12 protein-coding genes and 1 pseudogene are annotated in these 11,708 nt (G+C 59.8%); 2 read left to right on the plus strand and 11 right to left on the minus strand.

From position 1 onward, the window contains the following. Both FBY10_RS22560 and FBY10_RS31865 read left to right on the plus strand, forming a co-directional pair. Positions 1 to 261 (plus strand): IS3 family transposase (locus FBY10_RS22560; RefSeq protein ID WP_145337948.1); only part of this gene is annotated, 261 nt, incomplete at its 5' end. A 42-nt stretch (positions 262 to 303) separates the two neighbouring features. Continuing rightward, positions 304 to 581, plus strand: a pseudogene (locus FBY10_RS31865) (JAB domain-containing protein); the annotation flags it as partial. A gap of 82 nt (positions 582 to 663) precedes the next feature. Here the strand turns inward: FBY10_RS31865 and FBY10_RS22570 are convergent. The 11 genes from FBY10_RS22570 to FBY10_RS22620 form a co-directional block, all read right to left on the minus strand. Next, the gene (locus FBY10_RS22570; RefSeq protein WP_145337950.1) at positions 664 to 2,142 is read right to left on the minus strand and encodes an aldehyde dehydrogenase family protein; all 1,479 of its coding nucleotides are present in this window, start codon (positions 2,140 to 2,142) and stop codon (positions 664 to 666) included. Beyond that, positions 2,135 to 3,100 carry an NTP transferase domain-containing protein gene (locus tag FBY10_RS22575; RefSeq protein ID WP_256663575.1) on the minus strand — a complete coding sequence of 322 codons (966 nt, stop codon included), beginning with the start codon at positions 3,098 to 3,100 and terminating at the stop codon, positions 2,135 to 2,137. Before FBY10_RS22575 ends, FBY10_RS22570 begins: the two co-directional genes overlap by 8 nt. Positions 3,101 to 3,125: 25 nt before the next feature. Then, positions 3,126 to 4,634, minus strand: coding sequence for an aldehyde dehydrogenase (locus FBY10_RS22580; protein WP_145337952.1), 1,509 nt, complete (start codon positions 4,632 to 4,634; stop codon positions 3,126 to 3,128). Then, positions 4,621 to 5,688: an aminoglycoside phosphotransferase family protein gene (locus FBY10_RS22585; RefSeq protein ID WP_145337954.1), complete on the minus strand. Its 1,068-nt coding sequence runs from the start codon at positions 5,686 to 5,688 to the stop codon at positions 4,621 to 4,623. Before FBY10_RS22585 ends, FBY10_RS22580 begins: the two co-directional genes overlap by 14 nt. Positions 5,689 to 5,693: 5 nt before the next feature. After that, positions 5,694 to 6,038, minus strand: coding sequence for a cupin domain-containing protein (locus FBY10_RS22590; protein WP_145337956.1), 345 nt, complete (start codon positions 6,036 to 6,038; stop codon positions 5,694 to 5,696). A gap of 25 nt (positions 6,039 to 6,063) precedes the next feature. Further along, positions 6,064 to 6,432: a cupin domain-containing protein gene (locus FBY10_RS22595; protein ID WP_145337957.1), complete on the minus strand. Its 369-nt coding sequence runs from the start codon at positions 6,430 to 6,432 to the stop codon at positions 6,064 to 6,066. Further along, a complete protein-coding gene (locus tag FBY10_RS22600; protein ID WP_145337959.1) occupies positions 6,425 to 7,708 on the minus strand; it encodes a glycosyltransferase in 1,284 nt (427 codons plus the stop codon). Before FBY10_RS22600 ends, FBY10_RS22595 begins: the two co-directional genes overlap by 8 nt. Positions 7,709 to 7,740: 32 nt before the next feature. After that, complete coding sequence (locus FBY10_RS22605) at positions 7,741 to 8,820, minus strand: ABC transporter ATP-binding protein (RefSeq protein WP_145337961.1); 1,080 nt, start codon at positions 8,818 to 8,820, stop codon at positions 7,741 to 7,743. Beyond that, a complete protein-coding gene (locus FBY10_RS22610; protein ID WP_145337963.1) occupies positions 8,813 to 9,619 on the minus strand; it encodes an ABC transporter permease in 807 nt (268 codons plus the stop codon). The genes FBY10_RS22605 and FBY10_RS22610 overlap by 8 nt, the downstream gene beginning before the upstream one ends. Next, the gene (locus FBY10_RS22615) at positions 9,616 to 10,476 is read right to left on the minus strand and encodes an ABC transporter permease (protein ID WP_145337965.1); all 861 of its coding nucleotides are present in this window, start codon (positions 10,474 to 10,476) and stop codon (positions 9,616 to 9,618) included. The genes FBY10_RS22610 and FBY10_RS22615 overlap by 4 nt, the downstream gene beginning before the upstream one ends. 97 nt (positions 10,477 to 10,573) lie before the next feature. Beyond that, entirely contained in the window at positions 10,574 to 11,548 is a 975-nt protein-coding gene (locus tag FBY10_RS22620) for a spermidine/putrescine ABC transporter substrate-binding protein (RefSeq protein ID WP_256663576.1), read from the minus strand. Between the last annotated feature and the right edge of the window lie 160 nt (positions 11,549 to 11,708).

Raw genomic sequence — 11,708 nt, forward strand, 5'->3', positions numbered from 1 at the left:
TTTTTGAAGGCGAACAATTTGGTTGCCAGCATGAGCCGCCGAGGCAATTGTCATGACAACGCCGTGGCTGAGAGCTTTTTCCAGCTTCTAAAGCGGGAACGGATCAAGCGGAAAATCTATTCCACGCGCGAAGATGCTCGTAGTGATGTGTTTGATTACATCGAGATGTTCTACAACGCAAAACGCCGCCATGGTTTCAACAATCAGCTGTCACCGGTAGAGTTTGAAAAGCGTTATGCAATGAGCTTGCAAGGTGTCTAGAGAATCCGGGGCGATTCATCTCGGTAACTGGATCAATTCGGCATCGGCGCCAACAATCACAAGCTCATAGCCGGTGAAACGACCGGTACTTCTGTCTTGGAATCACCAATCACCGAAGCTGACATCCTGCAGATGGCTCAACAACTCGCGATGAGTCGTTTGTCGAAAGGCCTGGCATTGACTGAGCCTAAGCACGTCTTCAGCCACTTACAAACACTGCTGCAGTACCACGAGCACGAAGTCTTTGCTTTGCTGTTGCTCGACACCAACCACCGGGGGATTGGTTTCAGGGACTATTCAGATGCACACTGGACGGTGCCCGAAAACTCACTCAAACACGCACCTGTGGCAGCCGAACGCTGGCTTCGCCAGCTGCTACAGGGCGTGGAGTTAACAGTTGGCTCAGCTCAAATACCAGCCCCAGGCCCCACCGTTGTATTGGGTGATTTGCTTGGTTTCGAGGTAGTTGTTGTAGCCCCACTCACCCAGTTCACGGCCAATACCGCTCTGCTTGTAGCCGCCCCAAGGCGCTTCCACGAAGGTCGGTTGCGAGCAGTTGACCCAGACGATTCCGGCGCGAAAGCGTCGGGCAACCCGTTCGCAGCGTGGAATATCACGCGACATGACAGCCGCTGCCAGGCCGAAGGGCGAGTCATTGGCCAGGCGAATCGCTTCGGCTTCCGTATCGAATGCACGCAGACACACCACCGGGCCGAAAATCTCCTCGCGCCACACCGAACTCTGTTCCGGCACATCGGCGAAAATCGCCGGGGTCAGGTAATAACCCTTCTGCAGATGGGCCGGACGTGTGCCGCCCGACACCAGTCGCGCGCCCTCTTGCTGACCGGCCGCAATCGCTTCAAGGACTTTGTCCCGTTGCCCTTGGCTCACCAGCGGCCCAAGTTTCACACCGTCAGTAAAGCCTTGGCCGATCTGGATCTGCTCGGTGGCAGCGATCAAACCCTCCAGCAGCGCCGGGTATAACGCGCGCTCCACCATTACGCGCGAAGTGGCCGAACAGACCTGGCCCTGATTCCAGAAAATCCCGAACAGAATCCATTCCACCGCGGCGTCGAGATCACTGTCAGCGAAGATCACGAAGGGCGATTTACCGCCCAGCTCCAGACTGATGTTTTTGATCTCGGCCGCTGCCGCTTGCATGATCTTGCGCCCGGTCGGGACGCTGCCGGTGAAGGCAATCTTGTCCACGTCCGGATGTTCGGCCAGCGGTGCGCCAGCCTCTCGCCCCAGCCCGGTGACGACATTCAATACCCCCGCCGGCAAGCCTGCCTGATCGGCAATGCCCGCCAGTTCAAGGGCGGTCAGCGGTGTGAGTTCCGACGGTTTGAGCACCACGGTGCAGCCAGCCGCCAGTGCTGGAGCGACTTTCCACGACGCCATCAGCATCGGGAAATTCCACGGAATGATCGCCGCGACCACACCCACCGGCTCCTTGATCACCGAGGAACTGAAGCGTTCATCCGGCACGCTGATCGCCTGCTCGCTGTGTTTGTCCGAACCTTCGGCGAGGCCGGCATAGAAGTCGAAACAACCGGCCGTGTCAGCAATGTCCCACAGCGCTTCCGGCAGCGGCTTGCCGTTGTCGCGTACTTCGATGGCGGCCAATTCGTCCTGACGTGCCCGGATACCATCGGCGATTCGCCGCAGTACGTGTGCACGCTGCGCGCCTGTCCAGCGCGGCCAGTCACCTTCGTCGAATGCCTTGCGTGCGGCGCCGACAGCCAGGTCGATATCGTCCGACGTGGCGGCGGCGACCTGCGCCAGAACCGATTCATCGCTCGGGTCAACGGTCTCGAAAACCCCACGCTGTACCGGCGCGATCCATTCGCCGCCGATGTACAGCCGTTGATAATCACGCATGGCACACTCCTTCTTTCATCGCCGGCTCCAGCCGAATATTTTCCAGACGACTGAACGCATCCACCCGCACCCCGCTGCCCACGCTCACCCCTGGTCCAAATACCACGCAAGGTTCGATGCACACGTCCCTGGCCAGCTGTGTATCGGCACTGAAGAACACCGTGTCCGCCGCCATCAGGCTGACGCCCGATTGCATGACCGCTTGGCGTCGACGCTGTTGGAAAAGCTGTTCGGCCGCATGCAATTGCTCGCGATCATTCACCCCGAGCACGTCGTCTTCACCTACCTCCACCGCCGTCACTTGCAGCCCGGCGCTGTTGGCCACGGCCACCGCGTCGGTGAGGTAGTACTCGCCTTGCGCGTTTTGGTTGCCGATGCGTTCCAGCAACCAGAGACAGGTGTCGGCACGCAAGCCCATGACACCGCCATTGCAGAAGCCGACGTCCAACTCTTGCGGGCTGGCGTCCTTGGCTTCGCGGATTGCCAGCAAGCGGCCGTCCTCCACTAGCAGTCGCCCATAAGGCCCGGGGCTTTCAGTGTGAAACCCTGCAACCGCAACCGCCGCACCGTCGATCAGCGTCTGACGCAGCTGCAACAATGTCTGCGGACTGATCAATGGTGAATCGCCAAACAGCACCAGCACGCAGCCCTGCTCATGGGCCTGTAACGCGGCGCGGGCGGCGAGCAATGCGTGCGCCGTACCCAATTGTTCGTGCTGGGTAAACAGTTGTGCCGTGGGCGCAACCCGTTGCAAGTAATCGTTAACCGGTCGACTGCCAGCCCCCAGCACCACCGCCACTTGCTCAATGCCCGCGGCCTCGACCGCCGCCAGCACATGGCCGAGCAGCGGTCGATTACCCACCGGGTGCATGACTTTCGGCAACTGCGAACGCATGCGAGTGCCCTGCCCGGCCGCGAGAATCACCGCCAGGGTTGACCAGGAAATGTTGTCGCTCATTGCGATCCTCCCAAGTACCGCGGCGTTAAACCTGATCGCGATAAAACACGTCGTCGGCATACGGATACCACCAGTCCTGGATCTTCGGCTGGTGATCGATGATGACCATTTTCGAGCGACGGAACGCTTCAAGGCCCTGACGCCCGAGTTCGCGTCCCAGGCCTGACATCTTCCAGCCACCAAACGGCAGCGCGTCGTTGTCGATCAGTGGGTTGTTGACCCAGACCATCCCGGCTTCGAGACGCTCGGCGGCTTCCATGGCTTCGGCAAGATCGGTGGTGAACAGCGATGCGCCGAGACCGAACGGCGAGTCATTGGCCAGACGCACCGCTTCGTCGAAATCGCTGACACGGCAAATCGCCGCGACGGGGCCGAAGCACTCTTCCTGGAGGATCGCCATGTCGCGGGTCACGCCGGTGAGAATGGTCGGTTCGTAGAACCAGCCCACCGTGTGCTGTGGCGGAATCCGCCCGCCGCATACCAGCGTCGCGCCCTTGGCCACGGCGTCGTCGACCAGGCGCATGACTTTATTGCGTGCGGCTTCGCTGACCATCGGCCCGATTTCCGTACGCTCCAGACCATGGCCAATGCGCAAGGCGCGGGTACGTTCGGCGAACTGCTCGACGAACTCATCGTGGACCTCATCGACCACATAGAAGCGTTCTGCCGAGGTGCAAATCTGCCCGCTCAGGTGGAATGCAGCGGTCACCGCTCCTGCCGCCGCGACGTCCAGTGGTGCGTGTTTTGAGATGATCAGCGGGTCGCTGCCACCGGCCTCGATCACGCACGGTTTCATTTGTTTTGCACACGCCACCGCCACGGCTTTGCCCGCCGCGACGCTGCCGGTAAAAGCCACGGCGTGAGTCCCGCTCGACTTCACCAGCAACTGCGCAGTCAGCGCATCGCCCGGCACGCAAGACACCAGACCCGGCAACAGCGAGGTGAAATGCTCCATGAACTTGAGCGTGCAAAGGGTTGTGGCTTCCGCCGGTTTGACGATGCAGGCGTTGCCCGCCGCCAGCGATGCAGCGACCGTCCAGCACATCAACAGGATCGGAAAGTTGAACGGCATGATGTGCACGCTGACGCCATACGGCTCATAACGCACATGCTGGAACGAGCCGATCTGCGTGGTGCCGGCGACCTTGCCCGCATCGTCCCGCGCCATTTCCGCGTAGTAGCGAAAGATCGGCGCGCAGTTCGCCAATTCACCCATGGATTCGGGAAACGGCTTGCCCATTTCCAGGGTCATCAACCGCGCGACTTCGCGGTTGCAGGCGACGTTCTGTTCGATGGCATTGGCCAACTGATGCAAGCGCGCGGCACGGCTTTTGGCGTCGATCAACCGCCATTGTTTTTGCGCGGTGGTGGCGGCATCGACGGCGGCTTGCACGTCGGCTTCGCCGCATAGGCCTACCTGCCCGACAGGTTGCAGCGTCGCCGGGTCAAGCACTTCGCGGGTGCGGGCATTCGTCAGGAGCAGGTACTCCGAATTGATGAAACGCAGGGCAGTGTCAGTGTTAAACGTGGCCATGGGATGATCCTTGAACCAATCGATAAGGGGTTTCGCGCAACGTCGCCAAGGTCGCGGGCGATAGATCCTCGCGCCAACCCGGTACGTGCCGGTTGAGCCAATCGCGCAGCGGAGCAAAGGCCTCAGCGTCCAGCGCTCGAACAAACAAACCGAGGGTGCGTGGCAGATGCGCCAGGTAACCGTGCTTGCCGTCGCGGCCTGCCAGGCGCACAAAAATCCCCAGCACCTTGGCGTGACGCTGGGCGGCCAGCCGCCGGTAATCCTCGAGAAAACGCGGCGCATTGAGCTCCGGACGCTGCATCAGGTAGTGCGTCAGCAGCGTCACGCGCAATGCTTCGGGCACGTCGCGGCGAGCGTCTTCGAGCAACGACATCAAGTCGTACGCCGCCGCACCGATCAGTGCGTCCTGAAAATCCAGCAGTCCGCAGGCCGCAACGCCTTCGCGGCCTTCCAGCAGCATCAGGTTGTCGACGTGAAAGTCGCGCAACACCAAGGCTTCGCGACGTTGCGCGACATCGCCGCAAGCCTCGGCGAACAGCGTCAGAAACGACTCGCGCAGGTCCAGCGCCGCGTCCTTGCCAATCAACAGCGGGATATACCAGTCGATCAGCAGCGCACACTCGTCACTCAGTTGCCGGGCATCGTAGGGCGCCATTTCTGCCGCCGGTGGCGCGCGATGCAGCGCCACCAGCGCATCGACAGCCAAGCGATACAGCGCCGCTTCCGGATGCCCCGCCGCCAACAACCGGGTGTAGGTGTCGTGACCGAAATCTTCGATCAGCGCCAAACCCGCCTCTTCGTCAACCTGCACCAGGGCCGGCGCGGAAAGCCCCAGCCCGTGCAAGTGACGGGCAACCTGCACAAACGGACCGATCGGCTCGCTGCGCGGTGGCGAGTCCATCAGCAGCAAACCTTCACCGCTTAAACGAAAATAGCGCCGGGTCGAGGCATCCGCCGGCAACGCAACCAGCTGCGCCTCGGCGAAGCCGGCACCCGCCAGAAAGGCTGCGCGCTGGTCCTCACGAGTCGGCGAAAACGCACGTGTATCAGTCATGGCATTCACCGGATCATATAGACCTTTTTCACCGTCTCATGGACGGTGCATATGCCTTTCCAGTCCTTGCAGAAAAAGGCAGCCGTGTCGGGTTTGATCTCGATCACTTCGCCGGACTCATGGACGTACGTGCAGCGGCCTTCGAGGAAATGGCAGAACTCGTCGCTGGTGACATGGCAAAACCATTTACCCGGCGTGCAGATCCACACACCGCACTCGGACTGGCCTTCGGGGCCTTTGTGCAGCACCACGCCGGAGACATGGGATTGACCTTCAAGCATGGTCGGGATCACGCCCCAATCCTTGACGTCGGTGATGCTCAGCGGGTCGTACAGAAACGGGGTAGTCATTGTTGCTCTCCAAAAAAATTCAGGTTCAAGCCAGCATGTAAACGTTGCGCAGGGTTTCCCGGACGTGGCATTCCCCGGTCCAGCCAGCCGGGAACAACACCAGTGTGTTGGGACGAACTTCGATCACTTCACCGTCGTCATTGCGGTAAGTAGCATTGCCTGCGATGAAATGGCACAGCTCGTCGCGGGGAATCGACAGCCGCCAGCGACCGGGCGTGCAGACCCAAAGTCCGGTTTCAGGACTGTTATTCGGGCCTTTGAACAACAGTCGGCCGCTGGAGTGCGAGACGCCTTCGACGGCTTCACTCTGCACGCCCCAGTCCACTAGATCGGTGCGACTGCTGACGGCTTCGAGGTACGGCGTAAAACCCGCCGCGGTGTTTTGCTCAGGCATTGTTAAGCACCTTGTCGAGAATGGCGGCCGCGTCCGCTGGCCCTTTGCGTGATTGCATTTGCATGCTGGTGTGCCGCAAACGTTGGCGCATCGCCTCGTCGTTGAGGCAGGCGGCGAGTTTTTCCGCCAACTGCGCTTCGCTCCAGTCGTAGCGATCGAGCTTGAAACCGTGACCGCTTTCTTCGGCGCGCATGGCGTTGTCGTGACCGTCCCAGACGTACGACATGACAATCGCCGGTTTGCCGAAGAACAGGCACTCGGTAAAGCTGTTGTTGCCGCCGTGGTGGATCACCGCATCGACCTGGGCAATCACCGACGGCTGCGGGAACCAGTTGGAGATCAGCACGTTGTCCGGCAGGTCCGGGTATTCATCGAGGTGCTCACCGACATTGAACAGCGCGCGGTAAGGCAACGTGCCTACCGTAGCAATCAGGCGTTTGAGCAAATCGACATCGCCGGAACCGAGGCTGCCAAAACTGACGTAGAGCAATGGCTTGTCGTTGTTGGCGCGGAACTCGGGAATCTCGTACGTCGTATCGTGACGCACGCACCCTTGCAGGTAGTGAAAGCGCTCGGCCGGCAACGGATGACGGCGCTCGAACTTGACCGCGTCCGGGTACAGCAACAGGTTCATGCAAGGCGAGGCTTCGAAGAACGTGCCAAGCGGATACGGCTGCTCGCCATGGGCTTGCAGGAATTGGTTGAAGTCTTCGTGGATCGGCCCGATCACGTCTTCAAAACGCTGCCGAAACTGTGCGTGACCGGCCTTGTCGTCGATGCTCATGCCTGACAGGTGCGGCGGGATATCCGGGTCTTCGATTTCGTTTTCCGAGCAGGAAATGATCCGCACCCAAGGCTTGCCGTATTGCTTGATCGCCGGGAACAGGATCACGTTGTCGACGCAAATCAGGTCCGGTTTGACCTTGTCCAGCACCGCCGGCAAATCCTTTTGCGCCCACTTCGCGGTATCGACGATGGCGGCCCAGCATTCCTTTACGTAGTTGTCGATTTGATCGAGTGGCGATTTGCGGAAGTTGGGAATGTGGCCGTTGATGAAATCGACCCAGTAACGGGCCATTTCTTCGGCCGGCATGGGCGCCGACATGTTGACCATGTGTTCTTCGAAACCATACCCGGCATACACGCCACTCATGCCGGGGTCGGTGAGGAATACTGCTTTGTGGCCGAGGGCTTCACACGCCTGGGCGATACCGACTGAGTTCAGCGCCGGGCCATAAGCGGCTTCCGGAAAGAAGGCGATCACTTTCTGTTTCATCGAGGGGTACTCCTGCCTGGTCTTTTTATTGTTCAGCGCGTCAGAACACGGGCGTGGCGAGCCTGCCAGCCGAGCCGGACGCTCATACCGATAGCAAAATGAGCAAATTCGAATTGCGAGGACGGCACCCGGACGATCAAGGCCTTGTCGCTGAGCGCTGTTTGCACATGCACGTTGGTGTCGAGGCCGTGATAGGCGATTTCGACGATATTGCCGATCACCCGATTGGCACAGTCGTCGCCCTCCTCCGCCAGCACCTGTAAACGTTCCGGGCGAACGACGACGGCAACCTTTTGCCCCGGAATCAACGGCGCATCGGTCTCGACCGCCAGCTCCTGGCCGTTGACGCGCACCGTGCGCTCGCCCGAACGCACACCTTCAAACAGGTTGCTCACGCCGATAAAGTTGGCGACAAACCGACTGTTGGGATTTTCGTAGAGTTCGGTCGGGCTGCCGCACTGGCAGACCTTGCCGCCGTCGAGTACGGCCATGCGATCCGACATCACCAACGCTTCTTCCTGATCGTGGGTGACGATGATGAAAGTGATGCCGCTCTCGAGTTGCAGGCGTTTGAGTTCGAGCTGCATTTTTTCCCGAAGCTTTTTGTCGAGCGCGCCCAACGGCTCATCGAGCAGCAACACCCGCGGCCGTTTAACCAGTGCCCGCGCCAGTGCGACACGCTGACGTTGACCACCGGAGAGCTGATCCGGTTTGCGATCCGCCAGCTCACCGAGCTGCGCGGTGCTCAGCACTTCATCAACCCGACGACGGATTTCCGACTCAGGCAGACGCTCCATCTCCAGCCCGTAGGCGATGTTCTTGCGCACGGTCATGTTGGGAAACAGCGCATAGGACTGGAACATCAGGTTCAACGGACGCTTGTTGGCCGGCAGCGGCGAGATGTCCTGGCCATCCAGGTAAATGCAGCCGGCGCTGGGTGTTTCGAAGCCGGCGAGCATGCGCAACAGCGTGGTCTTGCCGCAGCCGGATGGACCCAGAAGCGCAAAGAACTCATTCTCGCGGATGTTCAGCGACACCTCATCGACCGCCAGACCGTTGCCATAAGACTTGCTGACCTTGTCCAGGATCAGTACCGCAGATGAATTATTCATGGGTGCGAGGAGCCTTGTTGAGACGCTGCGAAGCCAGCAGCGCGGTGATGCTGACCAGCATCACCAGCGTCGCCAGAGCGTTGATTTCCGGGGTGACGCCAAAACGGATCATGGCGTAGATCTGCATCGGCAACGTGGTGGAAGCCTGGCCGGAACCGGAGTTGAAAAAGGCGATGATGAATTCGTCCACCGACAACGTGAACGAGAGCAATCCACCCGCCAGCACGCCGGGGAAAATCGCCGGCAGCAGCACTCGGCGAAAGGTGGTGAACCAGCTCGCACCCAGGTCGATCGAGGCCTCGAGAATCGAATAGTCGAAGTGCTTGAGCCGCGTGCGCACCACTGCGCAAACGAAAGCGATGTTGAACACGGCGTGGCTGATGATGATCGAGTGCAGGCCCAGCCCAACCTTGAGCAGGTTGAAAAAGCTCAGCAGCGCAATCGCCAGGACGATGTCGGGAATGATCATCGGCGCCATCAACAAGGTGTCGACCACCTGCCCCTTGTCATTGCCCTTGCGGCGCAACTCAATGCCCAGCGCCAGGAAAGTCCCGAGTACGCAGGCAATGAAGGTCGCCGACAGCGCGACGATCAAGGTGTTGAGGGCCGCCGACAAAATGGCCGAGTTATGCGCCAGCGCCACGTACCACTTAAGTGAAACGCCGCCCCACGCAGTGGGTAATCCTGACTTGTTGAACGACAGCAGGATCAACACCAGGATCGGCACATAAAGGAAGGCGTAAACCAAACCCAGGTGCGTGCTGAGCACCGTGCCGCCAACCGAACGTGACTGACTCATGCGCGGCCCCCTTCTGCACGACGAGCTACCAATGCCTGAATGAACAACAGAACCAGCATGATCGCGATCAGGAAGAAGCTCAGCGCCGCGCCGAACGGCCAGTCCCGCGCCGTGAGGAATTGCGAGTAAATCAGGTTGCCGACCATCTGCACCTGCTTGCCGCCCAACAGGTCGGCCGTAATGAAGTTGCCGATGCTCAAGACGAAGACAAACACGGCGCCGGCCGCAACACCGGGCACGCTCAGCGGCAGGATGATCCGCCGAAAAGTCATCCAGCCCGAGGCACCAAGGTCTTTCGACGCATCCCAGAGCTCGTTGTTGATCCGTGACAGCGAAGAGAAAATCGCCAGGATCACAAACGGGATGTAGTTGTAGACCAGCCCCAGCACCACCGACGCTTCGGTGTACAGCAAGCTGATCGGTTCGCCGCTGTAGCCGAACATCTGCAGCATCCGGTTGATCAAGCCTTCGCGGTTAAGCAGGACGATCCAGGCATAGGTGCGGATCAGGTAGTTGCTCCAGAACGGCAGCATCACCAGAAACAGGAACACCGCTTGCCGGCGCCGCGGAGCACGAGCAATGGCGTAGGCGGCCGGGTAGCCGATCAGCACCGCAAACACCGTCGCCAGACCGGCGATCTTGGCCGATTTGAGCAAGATGCCCAGGTACAGCGGATCGAACGCGCGCTGGTAGTTTTCCCAGGTAAACAGCCAGTCGATACCGCCATAAGCACCGCGCTCGACGAAGCTGTAGACAAGCACCAGCAGGCACGGGATCACCAAAAAGGTCAGCAGCCAGCCAAAGCCGGGCGCAAGAAGCCAGGCCGACAGACGCCTGTCAGCATGCAAAGCACTCATTACCCATATCCTCCCGCCCCGGAACGGAGGCGGCTTGCGAGCGTGGCGAGGCATGCGGGGCATGCCTCGAATCGATGCGGCTTACGTTTTGTGAGGCTTAGTTCTGTGCCGCCATGATTTCGGTGACGGCCCGGGTGTAGGCCTTTTGCGTAGTGCCACCCAGATCGCGCAACTGTTCCATCTTCAACAGCTCGCTCGGGGCGATCGTCAAGTTGGGGTATTGCTTGAGCAGGTCAGGGGACAAACCAGCCATTGCGGCCTGGTTGGGGATTTTGTAGAGGATGTTTTCAGCCACCCAAACGTGGTTTTCCCTGGCGAGCATGAAGTTGACGAACTTGAACGCCTCCTCCTGATGCTTCGAGCTTTTCAGTACAACCATGGTGTCCACCCAAAGGTCGGAACCTTCCTTGGGCACGACAAACTTGATGGCCGCATTGGCTTGGGTGCCGTAGTTGCACCAGCCATCCCAGGCATGCGCCATCAGCGATTCGCCGGAAGCGAGCTTGGAGTAGAAGGTGGTGTCGTCGAACGCGAGGATGCGTTTCTTGGTGGCGATCAACTGATCGCGCACGGCCGCGATCTGTTCGGGATCGTTGTCGTTGACTGACCAGCCCTTGGCCAGAAACCCGGCGCCGAGCATCCAGCGGTCGGTGGCGAGCATCGTCACTTTGCCTTTGAGCGCATCGCTAGGGTTGAGCAGTTCGTTCCAGCTCATCGGCGCCGGTGTGACCTTGTCGGAGCGGTAGCAAATCCCGGTCGTGCCCCAGGTGTACGGCACCGAGAAATGGTTGCCCGGGTCATATTCCAGCTGGGTGGCTTCGGGATAAAGGTTTTTTAGATTGGGGACTTTGACGGGGACGATGTCTGCCAGCAGACCTTGCTTGTGCAGGACTTCGGCGAAGGGAGAGGAGACGAACACAACGTCATAGCCTTCACCGCCAGACGCCATCAGCTTGCCCATGATTTCTTCGTTGGTCGCGTGCAACGCCTTGTCGACGTCAACGCCGCTGGCCGCTTTGAACTTGTCCAGCGCATCCGGGGCAATGTAGCCGTCCCAGATCGAAATCACCATGTCTTTTGCACTTGCAGCCTGTGAAGCGATCGCCAGGGAGACGCTCAATCCCAGACACATAAGGCCTTTCAGCTTTCTCATAATACTCACCCGACGATTGATTATTTTTTGTGTTCGAAGGCAGTACGGCGTAAAGAGAAACGATTGCTTGTGTTTTTTT

Source organism: Pseudomonas sp. SJZ103 (assembly GCF_007828335.1).
In the GTDB taxonomy this organism is placed as follows: Bacteria; Pseudomonadota; Gammaproteobacteria; order Pseudomonadales; family Pseudomonadaceae; genus Aquipseudomonas.